The organism is Olivibacter sp. SDN3, from assembly GCF_014334135.1.
Classification (GTDB): domain Bacteria; phylum Bacteroidota; class Bacteroidia; order Sphingobacteriales; family Sphingobacteriaceae; genus Olivibacter.
In genome coordinates this window covers 1,248,837-1,268,513 of the sequence record NZ_CP060497.1, presented here as the reverse complement: position 1 = coordinate 1,268,513, position 19,677 = coordinate 1,248,837, and the positions used below count along the sequence as shown (strand labels likewise).

Genomic DNA, 19,677 nt, shown 5'->3' with positions numbered 1-19,677 from the left:
TAGTGTGTTTTGTACACTAACTTTGTGTCATTCATAATTTAGGTTTATAATTGGTTAGTTAAAGGCTTCAATCTCCCCGGTTGAAGCCTTTTTTGATATGCTCCTGCGTTTTTCGATCTTCTGTTGTTGTATGTTTGCCATTTCTGATTTGATCGCCTGTTTCCTAACTTCCATTTGCGCAATATCCCTTTTTATGCTGTATGGGTTATCGTAAAATCGGGATAGTCTAATTTGTATTTTAAGCAGTTTAAAAATTATTTTATATATTATTAATATGCTTTAAAATAATATTATTATATTTGTGCTTTCGAATTTAAATCAATTTCGTTGGCCACTACGCAGGAAGGCGAGACTATAGAAAATCTAAACCAATCTTTATGAAGAAAATTACAGAGAACCAGCAGATCAAACAGGAAAAAAAATCGAGGCGAAAGTCATCCGAATGTTACGTTATTCCGTGGGAGGATGGGGAGGCTTTTATGTTGTCGGAAACCTATTTTCAAAACATGTTTGAACATTTTGGAAAAGTGAAGAAACACATCTATAGTTTTTTTGAAGACTTACAGGGTAACGAGCTGAAGGTGGGGCTGAGAGGAAAAGATATGGACGGGAAGTTCAAGCTTACGATTCATTTAAGTGAAGCACACATAGCGATTGCTTGTTCCTGTAATAAAAGCGTAAAAGATATATGTAAACATGCTTTTTATGGAGTGTTGGATCGGATTAGATATAATGATTCACTTTTCAAACAGCTCTATTCTTCTGAAATCATCACCTTGGATGAAAAGTTTTATCCGATGTTTCGTTTTGAAGTGGATGACTACTACGTTTACCATTATGGGCACAAGCCTAAGTTTATAGCGAGAGAGGGATATGGTAGAGTTTTTAACTATGGTAATAAAGCAGAATGCTATAGTGAAAAAATTAGTTTTTTTCCGTCCTCAAAGCTTGGAGAGGTAAAGGAAAAGGATTTATTATTAGGAATACCCATTCATCATGGATACAATATGCCACTTCTTTTGCCTTTTTTAGCAAAAAAAAATAAAGACGGGACGAAATATGTGAATTTTGAGCGCAGCTACATCTTCGATCTGAATCATTCTTTCCTAGACATAGACGCTGAAGAAGAGATGCTTCAGTCGATTTGTCATCATATGTTACGTATTGATCTTTTGAACAAAGATACATTGATAAACCTTAACTATGACGTTGAGCTACTGGATACAAAAGGGTACATTGACGCTGTAAAAAGGAGACTTTTATTACGGCTTTGGAAAAAGATTATACCGGTTTTAAATAAGTACCCGATCATAGTTTTTAATGTGTGGCGAAGCCGGCGTGAACACGTAAAGCCAACGCATGGGATTTACGAAATCCCTAATTTTTCACTGCAGGAAATCGCCCTCCGCTTTTTATTAATTGAAAACAATGGTTGTTTGCAGCTGAAATTGGAAATCTATCTGGAAGGTAAGCTTGTAGATGAACCACAGTTCATGTCCGATAGATTTTCGTTTTTCTTAAAAGATAGTCACAACTATATACTTGTTCAACAGGCTCATGATGAAGAGATGATTCAACGTTTCAGAGAATGTGATTTTTGTTTAACGGTGTTGCCGAACGACGTTGAACAATTCATGGATAATATATTGTTTCCTCTGGCAGAGCGCTATCCTCTAAGTTACGAACCCAAAAATAGTTATCTAAATTTTGCCTTGAAAGGCAAGCTAAAAATCATTTCCAAAGTGGTGTGTTTTTGCATTCGCGAGCAACATCTCTATATCGAGCCACAAATAGTTTACGGAAATTCTTTGGTTGCAAACCCTGTTTACGACGGAAGCATTGCCTTTCGCATAGAAAAAGAAACGTTGCTTATTTATGACAGAGATAAAGTAGTTGAATGTGATTACCGAAATTTACTTTTATCATTGCATAGCTCGTTTGCCGAACAGGCGGATTCTGGAATATTGTCGATCCCCTTATCTTTTGTCCGTAAAACAACATGGTTAGCAGAGACAATTGCTAGACTTCAGGGGGATCAAGTTAAGCTAAAAGGTATAGAAAACTTAAAAGGATTACCTTTTTTGCCCCATGAAATGGACTGGACAATGGTAATCAATAAAGATGGTGATACCTTGAATGTTGATCTAAACGTTCAATTTAATAAGCAAGTGATAGACTTAGAGCTACTTCAAGCAGCGATACAAAAAGAACGGGAAATGTTGATGTTACCCGATGGCTCTGTGGGGCATTTTCCCAGAAAGTTGCAGCATAAGCTGCGTCCCATCCTATCCGTTGGGAAAATTAAAAAGAATAAGGTCCATCTTTCTGCAAAGCACTTCACCGCCATCCGGTCATTCGCTAATAAAATCAATGATAAGCAGTTGCATGAGCAATTAAAATTGCAACGAAAGAAGCTGCAAGCGTTCGACAAGATTCAACCGATAGCCAAACCAGAGCAGGTAAAAGCGATTCTTCGCCCTTATCAGGAGATAGGCTTTAGCTGGATGGGCTTTTTACACGAATTTGGTTGGGGCGGAATACTGGCGGATGATATGGGGCTTGGAAAAACTCTACAAGTGTTGACGCTGCTGGAATATAGTTATGAGCTAGACTCAACAGCTCCTGCGTCGCTCATCGTATTGCCCAATTCCTTGCTCTTCAATTGGCAACAGGAAGCTAGCAAATTTGTTCCACATAGAATGGTAAGGGTACACCATGGCACAAACCGTTCAATAACCGAAATTTCTGCAGCTAACGGAGAACTTTTGCTCACCACCTATGGTACGTTAATGGCCGACATCGAGGTGTTCCGTAAATACCATTTCAGTTACCTGATCCTAGATGAATCCCAAGCCATCAAAAATCCGCAATCCAAACGGTTCGAATGTGTACAGACCGTTCGGTCTGACTATCGTTTGGCATTGACAGGCACGCCCATTGAGAACGGTATATCCGATATTTTTGCCCAGCTCGATTTTGTAAATCCGGGATTCTTGGGAACTTACGGTCAGTTTAAACGGAACTTTCCTGGTATAGCGGATGGTTCAGCAAGTTTGGAAACGAAAGAATCCTTACAACAATTGATAGCGCCTTTTATGTTACGGAGAACGAAAGCGCAGGTGGCCAAAGATTTGCCGGAAAAAACGGAAATGGTGCTTTATTGTGAAATGCTACCCGAACAGCGTAAGTTATATGAGCAGTACCGAAAGCGTTTTCGTAGTGAATTGGAAGACAAAATGGAAGAACGCAAAGATCAGGCAACGATGTTCGTGCTGGAAGCATTGATGCGACTGCGGCAGATCTGTAACTCACCGGCATTGATTCCTGATAAAGATTACTCCAATTTGTCGGCTAAACTTGAAGAAATTCGTGAACATATTATAGAGAAAACGCAAGGACATAAGCTGCTCATTTTTTCTTCCTTTACGAAAATGTTGGCGTTGGTAGGGGAAGAATTGAAAAGTATGAATGTTGACTATGCCTACCTAGATGGAAAAACAAGTGGTGATTACCGACAACAAGCCGTGAGTCGCTTTCAGGAAGAAGATGATTGCCGGGTGTTTTTGATCAGCTTAAGGGCTGGTGGAACAGGATTGAACCTGACTGCAGCGGATTATGTGTATATTTTAGATCCTTGGTGGAACCCGGCAGCAGAGGCGCAGGCAATCGACCGCTGTTATCGTATTGGGCAGGACAAGCATGTGATGGCATACCGTATGGTCTGTAAAGATAGCATTGAGGAAAGAATTATAGCGATGCAAAACAACAAGAAAGCATTGGCGGAATCGCTTGTGCAAGCAGACAGCAGTGTGCTGAAATCCTTGAATAGAGAACAACTGTTGAAATTATTTGAATAAAGATAACAACGCCTCAAAGAGGAAGAAAGTAACCGTAATCAGCTTGAGTGGAACTTACAACGTACCATTTCTAAAATAAATTACCGAATTCTTGGCGTGTCAGGTTTGCCAGCGATTGAAGGCTCCTTTCTTCCCATAAGAGCGCATAGGGAAAAGAAGGAATAGTACTCATGTGGATGCCTCCGCAGATAACTGCGCCGCCTTTATCGATATCCTGTAAGGCTTCCGGAACGGGCATCCCTTTAAGCCGGAGAGGTGCTCCGGGGCTTTCCAATGCCATCGCTTTCATGGAAGTGGGTTTTCTTCTAGCTGCACTGTCATATGAACAAAGTTACCGAATATTTCTTTTTTACTTTCCCTGAAAAAGATTCTCCTAAATTGAGGAGGGTCATATTTTTTCAACCATCTATTGAAATAGATTCCGAAACCATCATTCGCTATGAGCGATAAATGCTGTCATTAGAAAAGCTTATCTTTGCAGCCTCAACTAAAATTACAGCAATGATAATAAATGATACCTTAAAAGCCCGTAGCGGAGGTAAATGTGAATTAAGTGGTAAGGCGGGTGATGTGGTAGTTTACAATGTAGCGGCTGACAGTTACTCGGACAATGAAGTGCTTGTATTAAAAGATCTAGCAGATCAATTAGAGGGAGCGGTAGCCTTCTCTTCGGAGGATTGGCGCTTTCTGCCTGATGTCATGTGGAGCCAGGTGCCAGCGGTACAGGTATTGGCCTGGCGTGTGCTTAATCGCCTAAAGGGTGAAAGTTGGGCGGCAGATGCACTGGATATCCTTTATCTTGATGAAGAAACGTTAGCCTGGGCGAAAGCAGCTCCAATTGCAGAAGACGTGGTGAGCACTGTAGTGCATAAAGATGCTAACGGCAATACCCTCCAAAATGGAGATTCGGTGGTGCTTACGAAAACACTGGATGTGAAAGGAAGTTCGCTTTCTGCCAAATTAGGTACGCTTGTTCGGAATATCCGTTTAGTGGAAGATAATCCTGAACAGATAGAAGGTAGGGTGGAAGGACAGCTGATCGTTATTCTTACCAAATATTTGCGTAAGCAATAAAGGCGTTCTATATGTGGAGCACATGATACGGAGGTGTGTTCCAAAATTAAAGACTGCCCGCGAACTAAATGCTTGGAAGTCCAAGCCGCGATGGAATACCGGCTTTTTCCCTAAGGTTTTTTTTCTGAGGTATTGTCCATAGTTGAAGTGTAAACCACGACGGGGCTTTGTCTAAATTTAATTTTAGTTTTTGTTAAGAAAATCTTTACAAGATTAAAGAAATATATTCAATTATCAAAAAAATGTTAAGAAATTCTTTATAAATTGAATATTTAACCTAACAAATGACTATCAATACTTAGAACATGACCCCATTAGGCGAATATTTAGCAAAGAAATCGGTGAATAAATCGATGGTTGCCAGACGGACCGGTTTGAGCAAACCACGTATCAGTGAATTATCCCTTAACCCCTCCGCCAAACTGCGTGCAGATGAGTTGGTGCTGATAGCCAAAGCGATCGATACGGATCCCTGCGAGATGCTTATGAAATTATATGGGGATTTGGAATTGAAAGAAGAAAAAAGGTAGTTTGCAGATTAACGGCATTTCCTATAAGTTTGTTCTATGCCAGAAACAACCATGAAGCGTATTTACTTGTCCGTACTTGAGGCCTCAAGTACGGTATCTGCTGGCAGCATACGAAATTAGATAAAAAAGAGAATAATGGATGAGCACATTATTTAGCTCAAGCACTTTCTAAAAGGATTTTTTCTGAATAAAGGCAATAAATTCTTTTGGTGAAAGAACCGGGAGGGAAGGGAGACCGCTTTGCTGAAAATGTTGGTCGCGACTGATAATGATATCGAGTTTGTGATGTAAAGCCGTATAGTAAAGTAAAGCATCTTCTACATCCGACATAGAAGAATGAACGGCAGCTAACACTTGTTCATGAGAAATTTCCAGACTATCTAAAAAGCCCAACAGTAAGCCTAGAATTTCTTTCGCTTTAGTTGAACCATACGATTTTGCAATCCAATAAGCACATATCTGTACAACTGAAGGTGAAATAAAACCCTTTATAGTGCCCTGTTCAGTCCAGGTAATAATCGTTTTTGCTTCTTGGTATGCGGTTCTTTGTAGTGTAAAATCTAGAAGAATATTTACATCTAGTAGTACTTTAAAAGCCATATTTTTTAGCGTTATCTTCTAAGTATCTTTTTTTCAAGTCTTCTTGATCTGCTATCTCTGGTTTAGGTAAACTTTCAATGAGCTGAACGATCCCCTTCTTTGAAGGCTTATTTACAAAAGTTTTAAAATAATTTTCTACCAGCTCGGAAACGCTACTATGCTTTTGTGCAGCGTATGCTTTTGCTTGAGTTAGCAGCTGTTTGTCTATGCTTAAATTCAATTTTGCTTTCATGAGCCAATCTGATTTATATACAAATATACGCATAAATATTTATTATGCGTATATTTTGCTTGGTCTGTTAGTTAATGTATTTGATACAGAAGCCTTTATTACTACCGTATGACCTGTCCTTCCGACAATGCCCGAGCGTTAGTTCGTTTATCTGGGCTTTGTTCAATCCCGTTCTTCGTAACCATTATTTTATCCACTACCATTTCGTCATAACCTTACCGATCGCTATCATAAAAAATATTCATTTGAACATATTAACAAAATATTTGTACAGAAAAAATATACAAATATTTTGTTTTTCAAAACAATACGTTTAAGTTTGTATAGATTTTCTGTACATTAATTAACTTTATATGAAAACATTAGCTACACAAACGCTTGTTGGACGCTTGGTTCAGCGCATGGACTTACATCGTGTTTTTCTTTTTTCTTATCCCTTTTTAGAAGAAGAACAGCATCATCTTTTATTGGTGATCAATCCAGTCAAGGGGCTGTCACCCAAGGCTATGGCGCCTATTGTATCCCTGTGTATGTCGGATACGACGGAGGTTCCCTTTGATATGATACTGGCGGGGGAATGGCAAAATCAATTGAAGCAAGGCAGTTTGTACTACACCTATGCTTCCTTGCCCCAACATGAACTGTTTGCGGCATCGAAGAAAAAAAGTCCGCTCTTATCACATAAGACCATCACGGGTTTGCTGGAACTTTCCCAACTGAACTATGGGAAATGTCGGAAAACTTCCGACGAATTCAGGGAGGCGGTGAACAACTTCGTCATCAAAAGGGACTATGGACAAGCAACCTTTATGCTGCATCAATTCTTAGCGGTCCGATTGAAAGGTTTTCAAGCTACTGCCGGTGTAAATGGAGGTAAATCGCATAACGTGGAATACCTGATGAAATCGCTCAGGGCTTTGGCTCCGCAAATATTGTCCATTTTCCCCTATGACAGTCCATCGGTTGATCTATTTCGCCTTTTGGACGAAAGCTATGTGAAGGGAAAAAAGATGGATATAGTGGAGATTACGACAGATCAATTTAGTCTCCTTTTGGAAAAGTGTGAGCAAGCAAGTGCGATGCTCGACAGCATGGTGGCGACCATGATGGAGCGGATTGCAGCTTATCGGGAGCAGCTGGCGGATGAGGTTAAGCTGAGCGGGGATGTGAAAGGAGAGAAGGCACCTGTACTGGCGATAGACACTAACCCGTCGCCTTCGCAGCTAGTATGCGAAGATTTTTCCGGTTTCCCATGGCCGGATTCCTATAAGCAGGATGTCAATAGCTTATTGAACTCTTTTCGCCAAAAGCACAATCCTGAGCAGATTATGATGTTGAACTACCATACCGGGGGTTTTTCTGGGAGCAACCTGTTTCAGCAACCAGATGGGAATAAAGAGCAAGGCGCCAAAGTCGAGCTTTACTTAGTGGTTCTGATGAAGAATAAAGGACCCTTCCGCTTTAAACGTGTACAGGCGGGAGTCGCCAGTGCCCTAGTAGTGTACCTGAATGTGGAATACGTGAAGAAGAAGCTCTCCGAAGGCGATCGTTTTGTGCATACGCTTTGGACAAAAGGCCGGGTTTTGCGTAGGAAATCGATTTTTACCCCTTCATTTACGGTGACCGAAGTGGACTGGAAGGCGGAATATGAGCGGGTAAAAAACCTGTGGGAAAACGCAAGGGGCTGTATGAGCAACCTGAAAGAAGTGGTGGTACAAACGCCAAATTTGATGCTCGATACCGGCATGTTATTGTTGAAGGATTTATTGGAAATGGGTGTCCATACTTATTTGCAATGTGCGGTAGGCTATTTGCCGAGACAGGTGCATTTAACTGAACTGATCGATTGGAGTGGAATAACCGGCAGGAGAGTGTTGGACTTCATTTACCCTAAAAGCGAAACGGACAGGGCACGCTTGCACCTGATGTTTAGACCTGAAAGTATTTGGTGGGAAAACGCAACGATCGGCTTATCGAAAACTTCACAATCGTTTTATTGCGATCAAGCAAAAGATTTACTTCGTTTTTTTGACGGGCTGTGTGAGGAGGTATTGGAGGAGTTAAAGAATAAGGCGGAGAAGGTGGAAGATAACACGAAAGAGCCCGAACCTAATGTGTAACCAAAATAAATTGTTTTGAGTAATGAATACAGATTTTCATTATAAATTTACAGACCTCGATACCGAGGACAAGCAGCTGGCCTTCTTGTTTGGTGATTTAAGAAGTACTTATCGTGCATTAAAACTTACGAGCTGGAAGGAGAAGTTGCGGAAGTTGATGGTTGCGGGAACTCATGATATTTGTGGCGTAAGTGACAGACCCAAAGTAGAATTTGGTAGATTTATAAGTCAATTTAAAGAATTGGTGGAAGCTTGGAAGAAGTTGCTCGACTTATGGCAGAAATTTGCAGAATCCGATTCAAGCAAAATTGAAATAGCAGGGATTCATAATATATAACTGAAAGAGCTTTGCGCTTGACTAAGAAAGTGGAAATTCTGTCAGATATTTTTTCCGTCGATACCACAAAATAAGTATTGGATGTACACGTAGGAAATCGGGACTTGTGATAATGGCAGACATTTATTATTTTTGATATCAATGTATGATAAAGCGCAGATATTGACCATGCTTAAGGCCAAAAAGCAAGAATTGGAAAAGAAGTACAGCCTTTCTGAGCTTGGCCTTTTTGGTTCATATGCTCGGGGAGAGCAGAATGACCAAAGCGACATCGATATTTTAGTTGATTTTAATTCTCGCATTGATGGATTTCAATACATCCGCCTCGCCCATGAATTGGAGGATCTTTTCAACCAAAAAGTGGATGTAGTATCCCGAAAAGGGATTAAGCCAGCTTACCTATTCTATGTAGAAAAGAATTTGGTGCATGTCTGAACGGGATTTGACATTATTACTGCTTGACATCGAGCAAGCAATTGAGGCAATTCTAGAATATACCAATGGCTATACGTTTGAAGACTTTGAAGCCGACTCCAAGACAAGACATGCGGTTGAGCGTAATTTTGAAATAATTGGTGAAGCAGCATCTCGGGTATCAATAGATTTCAAAGTAAATAACCCCCAAATTGAATGGCGTATATTAAAGGATTTTCGCAATTTTATTATTCACGATTACTTCGGTATTAATAATGAGATTGTTTGGGAAACCATTCAATTGCGTTTAGCTGACTTGTTGGATGATATTAAATCGTTGAATAGCTAATGTTAAGTTATAACCGTATTTTACAAGCTTCAGCAATCGCATAAATGGCCTTTATCTTTTTATCATCCGCAAAGCGGATATAATCGTAAAGTTTTTCCCGTATGGAGGTGTCGCGCATAAAAAATGATCTCCTTCGTTATGACGAAAACACAAAATTTTTTATAAAGCACAGAATCAAAGCTTACATCTCTCAACAGAACTTAAATGTCACTCATGTTTTTCGCTAGGCAGCAAAGTAATTGAATACCTTCAGCTCAATTAAGCTTATTCATCCCATAAACTATCGACAGGATTTGCTGTAGCGGCTTTGAAGGCTTGCCCACTTATCGTAGTTAAGGCGATAAACAGCGCAGCTCCCCCTGCTGTAATAAACATCCACCATTGCAAATCAATGCGATACGCGAAATCTTCCAGCCATTTATTCATTGCCCACCAAGCAATCGGTGATGCAAGGACAATAGCCAATAGCACCAGCTTCACAAAATCTTTAGATAGCAGGTTGATAATGCTACTAACGCTCGCTCCCAACACTTTGCGTATGCCGATTTCTTTCACACGTTGTTCTGCTGCATGCAATACCAGTCCGAAAACGCCTAAGGAAGAAATGAATAACATCAGGGCACTAAAGAAAGTAAATAAGGTCTGTTGCTTTTGCTCTTTAGCATATTGTTTCTCAAGAATATCACTCATCCAGTTGGTGTTCAGTAATTTATCCTGATAAATAGACCTCCATATTTTGTGTAAAGCGATCGATACCTGTTGTTCTTGGCCTGAGTTTATCCGAATGAACATTCCACCGAAACCAGCAGCTCCTCCAGCTTCGATAATGGCAGGAGTAAGGCTGTGATGTAACGATTCGTAATGAAAGTCTTGAATAATTCCAACAACATGATAATCTGTTGAAGTAATACGACCACCGGCCTCATCAATACCGTACTCTTTGGCAGTAGATTCGGATATCATTATTGGCCGTAACTTCGCACGATCTTCTTTTTTTGTAGAATCCGACTCCCTTTGTAAGGTGTTTTGCAAATCAGTTCCAAAATTCCGGTCGAACATACGGCCGCTTTTTAGCTTTAATCCGATGGTTTGTCCAAAGTCGAGATCTCCAAAAATAAAGTTGACCTGTGTTTGTTGCCCTTTTTTTACAGGATGCTCGAAGCTCATATTTCCGGAAGTCATTCCGCTTTGAGGTACCCAGCTTGTAATACTAGCTTGTAATACACCCGGTAATTGTTTTAATTTTTCCTTAATGGTCTCTCCCTTTCCTTCCCAGGAAACCATATCAATGTACAATAAACCCTCCTTGTTAAAACCGAGATCTTTTTGATTGATAAAACGCAGTTGCGATTGAACAGCTAATAAGGCTACCAAAGTGATGATAGCTATGGAAAACTGGGTGACGACTAATATTCTTCGAAATGCGGCCGACGATGTTAAGGAGGAATTGACAAAACGACCCCGTAGACTGTTCGATGGCTTGAATCCGGATAGGAGTATCGCAGGGTAGGCCCCCGTGAGCAGGCTCAACAAGAAGATAAAAAGCAAGGTACTAAGGAAGAAGGGCCAATTGGCGAAAACGGTTTTGGTGAGTCCATGATCTAAAAACCGTTCCAGTATAGGTAAGGACAGCGCGTAAAGGAGCAGTGCAAGTAGTGTAGAAAGTGAAAAAAAGAGTAAGGATTCTGTTAAAAACTGTCCCATGAGCTGCCTTCTTTCCGCGCCAAGAATTTTTCGAATGCCGCTTTCCTTAAGGCGTTGCGTCGCGCGAGCGGTGCTCATATTGATAAAATTGATGCAGGCAATCAGCAAGAGAAAAATACCAACACTGCCGAAAATATATACAGACCGAATACTCGATTTGATTTCCTGATGGTTATTAAAAGCCGAATGCAAATAGATATCGCGCATGGGCTGGAAGGAAAATATGACCTTGCCTTCTTCGAGGTCGAGGTGTTTAGCGTACCAATTGTTTACTTTTGCTTCGAATTGCTGACGATTTGCGCCGGGTTTCAGGAGGTAATAAACCTGTGAGTTGCTAGTCCCTCGGTTCTTTTCAATTCTTTCTACCCTAGGCTCCATAAGCACAATGGCATCGGCTCTTAAGTGTGTATTTTGGGGAAGATCTCGGATAACAGCGGTAACCAGATAGGGTGTTGGTTGGTCCTGCCAAGTTGGTACGTCGTAGATGACTTTGCCAATGGGGTCTTCTTCTTTAAAGAACCGTTTAGCAAAACTTTCCGTGATCAATAGATTTTGTTGACCGGGTACATAGCGATCCAATTGTCCGGATAAGCGATCGAAATCAAACATCCTTACAGCATTGGAATCCAAGGCGATTATACTAGTCTTTATACCATTAGACGCATTGTCACTTGGTTTGAGCTGTAATTCGGATGTGTGAACTTTTGAAAAGTTTTCTACTTCTGGAAAACGTTCTTTGAGTTCGGTTCCTAAACCTATGGGTGTGTAGGCTTCTTCTACATAGAGGTCATCACCCATTTTATTGGAAGAAAAAACACGATAGAGGTCGTCACTTCGTTTCCAAAAATCGTCGTATGACAGGTCGTCCAGTGCTACAGTGGAAACGAGCAGGCAAGCGCATAATCCTACGGTAAGCCCCATTATGTTAATGAAACTGAACAGTCGATTTTTTTGCAAGGAGCGAAGAGCTGTTTTGAAGTGGGTTACTAACATGGCTATTAATTTCTGGTCAAAGATCCTCTATTAATTTTACTCATCCCGCAACGAATCCACTGGATTTGCAATGGCCGCTTTGACTGCTTGGAAGCCAACAGTTAGTAAGGCAATCATAACGGCCCCAAAGCCGGCCAACGTAAACATCCACCACTGGATTTCAATTTTATAGGCGAAATTTTCCAACCATTTGTTCATCGCCCACCAGGCAATCGGTGCGGCTATAAGCAATGCTAACAGCACTAGCTTAACAAAATCCTTTGATAATAGCGCAATAACACTGCTTATCGTAGCGCCCAATACTTTTCGGATACCTATTTCCTTCGTTCGTTGGAAAGCCGTTAAGGTAGCTAAGCCGTATAGGCCTAGGCAACTGATCAATAAGGTGATCATTGTGGCGGTCGTTACCAATTTGGCAGTACGGCGTTCCTGTTGGTAAAGATCGCGAATAGTCTCATCGTAAAACTGATATTGAAAATCAACGCCTGGATACACGCGTTTCCATTCCTTTTCCACAAGGGCAATGGTGCTTGCCCAAGATGAAAGTCTTTTACTGGCCAGCTTGACGTTAAATGATTCCAGCTCGGGCTTAACAGCGGTAAAACCGAGCGCTGGAATCTCATTTCTTAAACTAAATTGATGAAAATCTTTGAATACACCTACGATGATGCGTGGATTGTCATTTTGATAAAGGGTTTGTCCAATAGCATCCTCTGGCCTGCTAAAACCAAAATTTTTCAGTGCCGTCTCATTAATCAATAGCTCCCGAATGGTGTCTGTTTCCAGTATATTCCGACCGGCGAGCAACGGAATTTGATACACCTTCAGATAGTTGGCATCAATATTTTTGAATAAGAGCTGCTTCTCCACGGTGCCCGTATCGCTACGATAATCCATCATCCATCCGTTCATCCAATTGCTCATCGGGATGTCGCCCAATGCTACACCGTCAATTTCAGGATGCTGTTCAAGCATACGTTTTAAAACAAATTGTTTCCCCTGATAGCTGCTGTCTGTTTGTACTTTGTAGGGAATATCCACCGTCACAATCGCTTCATGCTGAAAGCCTAAATCTTTATCTAACGTATATCTTAGTTGCTGACCAATGATGATGGCGCATACCACGAACACTTGTGCGATTACAAACTGAAAGATAATAAGTCCCTTGCGCAAATTCAGTTGGTAAGCACCGACCGATTGGCTTACTTGGCCTTTCAATACGCGTACGGTCTGTACACGCGTGGCCAGCCAACTCGGATAAAGCCCTGCTATTAGGGTGATTCCGCTAATCAACAATACCGTAAAGAGTAGCATCTCCATATAATTGTTGAAATCGTTCATGCCTTCGGGTAGGTATTCGGCAAAGACACGTAGGGCAACTGCCGTGATCAGAAAGGATAAAATAACAGCTAAGATACAGAGGACGAGGGTTTCTTTCAGGTAAGCCCAAATAAGAGCTGAAGCTTTTCCACCTAAGGTTTTACGAATACCGATTTCTTTGGCGCGTTGGGGCAATTGCGCGGTAGTGAGGTTAATATAGTTAATGCAGGCCAAGACCAAAAGGAAAGCCGCAATGCCCAATAAGCCAAATAATATCGGCTTGCTGGCTGTTCGGGCACGGAGACTCAAATGCGTAGCAAAATGTTTATCGGCCAAGGGGAGCAGTTTAAAACTGGAAGTAAAATTATACTGTTGAAAAATCTCCCGATTAACGGCGCTATTGATTCGATTCAATTGATCGAGGACGGTCTTGGTGCTCACGCCCTTTTCCAATTTGACATATAGCAATTCTTCGGATGAAACGTGTTGCCAGTTCGTATTTGTTAGCTCTTCCTGGTTGAGCGCAAAAAATTCCTGTGGGGGAAAACTGTTCAAGTAATCCAGATCGACTAAAATGCCACTGACGGTTTTCTGCACGGTGTCATTATAGGTAATGGTCTGCCCGATCATGGTCTCCGGACTTTTTCCGGGGAAGTAACGTTGCGCCCGTTTAGCTGTTAACACCACCTTATCGGAAGCGATGGCTTGCCGTGGGTTTCCCGCCAACCATTGATAGCCGATCATCTCAAAATAGTCCGGTAGGGTCGCCACCTGCTCGTCGAGTTGGTCTAACGTACGGCCATCACTTGTTTTAGCACTGGAATAATTCCGGTAATATAAAGGAGCGGTTTTTTCGATGCCGCTAATGTCATGCAGCACATGGGGAAGAATGGCTTTGGGAATGAAGATCTCCTCCCGACTTTCACCGTCACCCCTCTTCATATGCGCATAGAACTGGAATATCCGATCACGATCAGGTTGGTGTTGATCATAGCTAAATTCAAAGCTAACCATCTGGTAAATAATCCACGAGGCGCTAATACCGATGGCTAAACCTAAAATGTTTAGTCCGGTAAATAATCGGTTCCGCCATAGGTGACGTAAGGTGATGTAAAACTGTTTCATTAAGATAGGTATTTATTCTTGACTATGTCACGTATGACGCTTAACAGCAAATGCGCCAGAAACTTATAGCGCTGATTAACTGTTTGTTATGTTTTTGCTTCCAATGACAGTGTTCGGAATCGGACACCAACCGTTCAATTGCGGACAGGCATAATTTACTCGTCCCTGAGCGAATCCACCGGATTGGCTCTCGCGGCTTTCATCGTTTGGAAACTTACAATAATGATCGTCAACAGCAGGCTTCCGATGGCGGAAACAGCGAAAACCCACCAAGGTATTGATGCGCGGTAGCTGTATTTCTGAAGCCAGTCATGCAGTATGTAATAGGCGATAGGCATGGCAATGAAGCAGGAAAGAATCACCAAAAAGACAAACTCTTTGGAGAGTAAACCCCAGAGTTGATATAAGCTAGCGCCAATTATTTTTCGGATGCCGATCTCTTTAGCACGTTTTTCTGCAACAAAGGAAGCTAAGCCAAATACACCTAGGCAACTGATGACGATGGCTAAACCAGAGAACACAGAGGCGAGCTTTCCGATACGAACTTCCTCTCTGAACTTCGCCTCATACTCGTCGTCAACAAATTTATACTCGAAAGGTGCGTCAGGAATCACTGATTTGAAAACCGATTCGATATCCTGCATGCTGGCATGCGTGCCTCTTTCCGGATTTAGTTTTAGGTTGATCCAATTGACATTTTCGTAATCAATGCAGTAAACCGTTTGTTTCGCTGCCTCGTAGGGCGAATCCATGATAACGTCCTGTATGACGCCGACAATCTGGTATTGCTTGTCGTTGAAATGAACTGTTTTGCCAACAGGTTCATCTATATTCATGTACTTGACAGCAGCTTGGTTGATGATCATGGCATTGGTGTCTGTAGCAAAGTCTCTCGAAAAATCCCTACCTTTTTTTACTTCCCAATTCACGGTTTTCCCAAATTCATGAGTCACCCAGATGGTAGCAAAATCAGTGGCGAGATCGGGGTCTTTTCCGTCCCACTCAAAGCCACTACGGTTGGATTGGACGCTTGTTAATGGGCTGGACGATTCAGACAATTCTTCGATCGCGCGTAAATTCTTGAGTTTTTCTCTTAAAACGTCATATTTTCCGTAGAAATCCGCCGTGGCCATTCTGATCGTTACCAAACCGCCGCGATCGTATCCAATGGGTCGATCTTTAGTATAGTGTATTTGTTTGTAAACAATAATGGTTCCGATGATAAGTGCAATGGAGATTGAAAACTGTACGGTTACCAGTATTTTTCGGGGTAGGGTTGACAGCCTTCCAACTTTGAATGTACCCTTTAACACTTTTAAAGGCTTGAATGAGGAAAGATAGAAAGCAGGATAACTACCGGCAACAATGCCGGTGGTTCCGGTGATGAGAGTGGCTATAGCCCAGAACATCAAGGAATTCCAAGGAAATACGATTTGTTTATTTGAAATTTCGTTAAACCAAGGAAGTGATAGGACGACCAACAGTATGGAGAAGCCGAAGCCGATAACGGAAACGAGTATCGACTCCGTTAGAAATTGATAAACGAGGCTCTTTTTGGACGAACCTACCGTTTTTCTTACGCCCACCTCCTTCGCTCTTTTTTCAGATCGGGCAGTACTCAAGTTCATGAAGTTGATGCAGGCAAGCAACAAGACAAAAAAGCCGATCAGCGCAAAAAGTTTAACATATGAAATTAAGCCGCCCACTACCTTGCCGTCTTTCCAGTCGTTCCATAGGTGCCAGTCCTGCATTGGGTGTACGATGATCTGTGCCTTAAACCGTTTATCAGCTGCTGAGACGCGATTAAATTTTGCATTTACGATGGCCTTGTTAACGGTTTCAAAATTGGTATGGTCACTTATTTGCACAAATGTTTGGAAGGAGTTATCATCCCAAGCGGTCTCCACCTGCTTGATCCAAGGTTCTGAGATGAGGTATAACTCCCAAGGGGCGATAAAGTCAAGTTCCCTGAATGACGTGTTGTAAGGTAAATCTTCATAAACGGCAGCAACCTTAACATCGAGTGACTTCTTGATCTTCATTGGTTTGTCGATCGGATCGGTGTCGCCGAAAAAAGCTTTTGCCGTGGATTCAGAGAGCATTATGCTTTTCGGATCTTGTAACGCATTTCGGTTGCCGCGAAGCATTTTTAAGGACAGGATATGAGGGCCGTCTTTTTCAGTGAAGACGCCGTTTTGATAAAGATGTTTGTCATCATAGGACAAAACCTGTGGAATCATCCAAGATGCCATCGCAACATACTTGAAGTATTCTCCGTAGGTGGTACGCAATTCATTTCCCAGTGGGACAGGTTGTGCTAATGACGTGCCTGTTTGTCCGTTCCATGTTTGATTTTGCACAATCTGGCCAACACGATCATCATTTTCATGAAATCGGTTAAATGTCAGTTCATCCCAAACCCATAAAGCGATAAGTATAAAAACCGCCATACCCAGGGCTAGACCGATAATATTGATCGCAGATGATTTTTTTTGCTTTAAGAGATTCCGCCAAGCGATTTTAAGATAATTTTTAAACATTGTGTTTGTTTTTCATTGGTGTTTAAGCTATCCGCATTCATCATTCACTCCTCAAGCTATCTACTGGGTTGGCCCTCGCCGCTTTCAATGATTGAATGCCCACTGTCAGCAAGGCTATTAACAGCGCAATTAAGCCCGATAAAGGAAAAATCCAAAGGGGTATAGTGATCCGATATATAAAATCTTCCAACCAGCTATTCATGATCCACCAGGCAATTGGGCCTGCAATTAGAAAAGCAACAAAAACTGGTTTAAGAAATTCCTGAATGACTTTATTTGCAATTTGGGCAATGGACGCGCCTAACACTTTCCGGATGCCGATCTCTTTTACTTGCTGATTGATGATAGTGAGTGCTAAACCAAATAACCCCATGCAAGATAGCAAAATGGCAATTCCGGCAGCTACAGAAAAAAGTGTGGCTAAACGTTTTTCATTTTTATACCAACGCTCGACATTTTCATCTACATAGGTTCCTTTAAATTCCGCATCAGGCTCCAAGCTTGTATATGTCCTTTTTATCTGCTCCATAGTCACCTGCGGATTTTGCGTATTTACCTTCACAAAAATATAATCAATAGGGGTGTCCTGTTCCAGTACAATGGTAAGCGGTTTGGTCTCTTCGTGCATCGAGTAGAGGTGAAAATCGGGAATGATGCCGATGATTTGCCAGCCATAACGGCCTGTTGAATCCGTGTTAATAAGGCGCCCAAGTAGAGGTGGTTTGCCCAGTTGTTTCGCCATGCTTTGGGTAATAACGACTGCATATGTACTATCCGAAACAAAAGCGGTTGAAAAATCCCGACCTTCCAAGGGTGTAATAGAAAGCGTTTTTAGAAAATCATAGTCGGCCGAAATAAAAGAGGTCTGTATATTTCTGCCTTCGTGTTTAAAACCAACCTGCGACCTGGAAGTACCTCCATCTTCTCCGATTCCGAGGTTCACATCGCCTCCCGATACGCTTATGACAGCCGGATTAGAAGTCAAGCGAGTGCGTAGTTTGGCACTGATAGACCGGCCATTCACTGCATCTTTTATGGGAATGCTGATGATCGAAGCGGTGTTATATCCCAATTGGGCTGTTCGCAAATGCTGAAACTGCAGATAACAGACAAGTGTTGAGCAGATCAGGATAATTGCGGTAATAAATTGTAAAGTGATGAGCGTATTTCTACCGATTCCAGATTTGATGAGGCTGAATTTCCCTTTAAATATTTCGGTGGTTTTTAGCTTATTTAAAACGAAAAAGGGATAACTGGAGGACGCGAGCGAAATGAAGATTAGGATAGCGAATAAGCTAATGAGCGTCTGCGGATGGTAAAGTGATTGACTATCCAACTGCAGAAGGTTGTGAAGTACCAGTATTTTGATTAAAGTGAACGTACCTATCAAGCCTAAACACAGCGCAATGAAAATTTGTAGAAAATTTTCCGAAAACAACTGTCCCCATACTTGATGTGAAGCAGCGCCTAAACATTTCCTAACGCCTAATTCTTTATTACGCGTAAAGGATAAACTGATCTGTATGTTGATATAGTTGAAGCATGCGATAAACAAAATAATGACACTAACGAGGAAGAGAATAAACAAATACGTTTTGCTAACCGTGTCACCAGATCCCAGCTCACTGTTAAAATGTAAATCTTTAAGTGAAAGTAATCGCATACCCAAATAATCGCCATTGGCATCCGCTAGATAGCCGTCTCTTTTTAAAGATTCAGCATCAGGATGTACGTGCTTTTGGAAAAATAGTCTTAACTGTTTTTCTACCTGTACTTGGCTTACATGAGGAGCGAGCCGTACATAAATATTGTGATGTCGCTCATACCATTCTGCTTTGGTTCTGACCCAATTTGGGTCTATCTCCGTTCGCGCTAAAGCCGAAAATTTAAAAGTGGAATTTGTTGGTGCATCCGCCATAACAGCCGATACAATGAGGCGTTTCCATTCGCCCGCTATTTTAATTTCGACGGCCTTACCGATCGGGTTTTCCTTAGCAAACAAGCTATTGGCAGTTTGTTGATTGATTACAACATCTTCTAGCTTCCCTAAAGGCGATTGACCTTGGCCGGCTGTTATGTTAAAAGAGAAGATGTCGAAGAAATCCGGATCTACCAAGGTGGTGCCCACGTCGAGCGACTTCGCTTTATAGCGGATTTCGCGGCCTCCCGATTTTATGCGTGTAACTTTTTCTATACCGATATCCTCCTTGGCTAGATAAGTGGCAACCGGGTAGCCCATGGCAGGGCTTAGGTCTGTACCTTTTAATAAGTTATCGAATTGATAAAGCTTAAACACACGGTCTTTATGTTGATGAAAATTATCAAATGAAAATTCATGGTATACCGATAGCAGTAAAAGGATACTGCAGATGAAAGCAATGGCTAAGCCCAGTATATTGATAATGGTATGTGTTTTATGCTTGCGCATATTCCGCCAGGCGATTTTGAAATAGTTCTTTATCATTTTTGTTAAATTATAAGC

The 19,677-nt window shown here is 41.6% G+C and carries 14 protein-coding genes; 7 read left to right on the top strand and 7 right to left on the bottom strand.

Translation table 11 applies throughout. From position 1 onward, the window contains the following. Positions 1–377 precede the first annotated feature (377 nt). Complete coding sequence (locus H8S90_RS05045) at positions 378–3,857, top strand: DEAD/DEAH box helicase (RefSeq protein WP_187341495.1); 3,480 nt, start codon at positions 378–380, stop codon at positions 3,855–3,857. 70 nt (positions 3,858–3,927) lie between these two features. On the opposite strand, the gene H8S90_RS05040 is transcribed toward H8S90_RS05045, so the two are convergent. Next, the gene (locus H8S90_RS05040) at positions 3,928–4,146 is read right to left on the bottom strand and encodes a hypothetical protein (RefSeq protein WP_222852241.1); all 219 of its coding nucleotides are present in this window, start codon (positions 4,144–4,146) and stop codon (positions 3,928–3,930) included. Positions 4,147–4,358: 212 nt separating this feature from the next. On the opposite strand from H8S90_RS05040, the gene H8S90_RS05035 reads away from it, so the two are divergent. Together H8S90_RS05035 and H8S90_RS05030 are read left to right on the top strand one after the other, a co-directional pair. Next, positions 4,359–4,931 carry an alkylphosphonate utilization protein gene (locus tag H8S90_RS05035; protein ID WP_187341494.1) on the top strand — a complete coding sequence of 191 codons (573 nt, stop codon included), beginning with the start codon at positions 4,359–4,361 and terminating at the stop codon, positions 4,929–4,931. 305 nt (positions 4,932–5,236) lie between these two features. After that, positions 5,237–5,461, top strand: a complete 225-nt coding sequence (locus H8S90_RS05030) for a helix-turn-helix transcriptional regulator (protein WP_187341493.1) — start codon at positions 5,237–5,239, stop codon at positions 5,459–5,461. A 168-nt stretch (positions 5,462–5,629) separates the two neighbouring features. Here the strand turns inward: H8S90_RS05030 and H8S90_RS05025 are convergent, their stop codons facing one another. Both H8S90_RS05025 and H8S90_RS05020 read right to left on the bottom strand, forming a co-directional pair. After that, the gene (locus H8S90_RS05025; RefSeq protein WP_187341492.1) at positions 5,630–6,061 is read right to left on the bottom strand and encodes a PIN domain-containing protein; all 432 of its coding nucleotides are present in this window, start codon (positions 6,059–6,061) and stop codon (positions 5,630–5,632) included. Beyond that, entirely contained in the window at positions 6,051–6,293 is a 243-nt protein-coding gene (locus tag H8S90_RS05020) for a DUF6364 family protein (protein ID WP_187341491.1), read from the bottom strand. The genes H8S90_RS05025 and H8S90_RS05020 overlap by 11 nt, the downstream gene beginning before the upstream one ends. A gap of 353 nt (positions 6,294–6,646) precedes the next feature. Between H8S90_RS05020 and H8S90_RS05015 the strand changes: the two genes are divergently transcribed. The 4 genes from H8S90_RS05015 (at position 6,647) to H8S90_RS05000 (ending at position 9,513) form a co-directional block, all read left to right on the top strand. Further along, the gene (locus H8S90_RS05015; protein WP_187341490.1) at positions 6,647–8,413 is read left to right on the top strand and encodes a HEPN domain-containing protein; all 1,767 of its coding nucleotides are present in this window, start codon (positions 6,647–6,649) and stop codon (positions 8,411–8,413) included. A gap of 22 nt (positions 8,414–8,435) precedes the next feature. Then, entirely contained in the window at positions 8,436–8,750 is a 315-nt protein-coding gene (locus H8S90_RS05010; RefSeq protein ID WP_187341489.1) for a hypothetical protein, read from the top strand. A 141-nt stretch (positions 8,751–8,891) separates the two neighbouring features. Continuing rightward, positions 8,892–9,185, top strand: coding sequence for a nucleotidyltransferase family protein (locus H8S90_RS05005; RefSeq protein WP_187341488.1), 294 nt, complete (start codon positions 8,892–8,894; stop codon positions 9,183–9,185). After that, positions 9,178–9,513 carry a DUF86 domain-containing protein gene (locus tag H8S90_RS05000; RefSeq protein WP_187341487.1) on the top strand — a complete coding sequence of 112 codons (336 nt, stop codon included), beginning with the start codon at positions 9,178–9,180 and terminating at the stop codon, positions 9,511–9,513. Before H8S90_RS05005 ends, H8S90_RS05000 begins: the two co-directional genes overlap by 8 nt. A gap of 264 nt (positions 9,514–9,777) precedes the next feature. Here the strand turns inward: H8S90_RS05000 and H8S90_RS04995 are convergent, their stop codons facing one another. From H8S90_RS04995 to H8S90_RS04980, 4 genes are all read right to left on the bottom strand, one after another. Beyond that, positions 9,778–12,210 carry an FtsX-like permease family protein gene (locus tag H8S90_RS04995; RefSeq protein WP_187341486.1) on the bottom strand — a complete coding sequence of 811 codons (2,433 nt, stop codon included), beginning with the start codon at positions 12,208–12,210 and terminating at the stop codon, positions 9,778–9,780. A gap of 36 nt (positions 12,211–12,246) precedes the next feature. Further along, a complete protein-coding gene (locus H8S90_RS04990; RefSeq protein ID WP_187341485.1) occupies positions 12,247–14,655 on the bottom strand; it encodes an FtsX-like permease family protein in 2,409 nt (802 codons plus the stop codon). A 155-nt stretch (positions 14,656–14,810) separates the two neighbouring features. Continuing rightward, complete coding sequence (locus tag H8S90_RS04985; RefSeq protein WP_187341484.1) at positions 14,811–17,195, bottom strand: ABC transporter permease; 2,385 nt, start codon at positions 17,193–17,195, stop codon at positions 14,811–14,813. Between the two features lie 40 nt (positions 17,196–17,235). After that, positions 17,236–19,659: an ABC transporter permease gene (locus H8S90_RS04980; RefSeq protein ID WP_187341483.1), complete on the bottom strand. Its 2,424-nt coding sequence runs from the start codon at positions 19,657–19,659 to the stop codon at positions 17,236–17,238. Between the last annotated feature and the right edge of the window lie 18 nt (positions 19,660–19,677).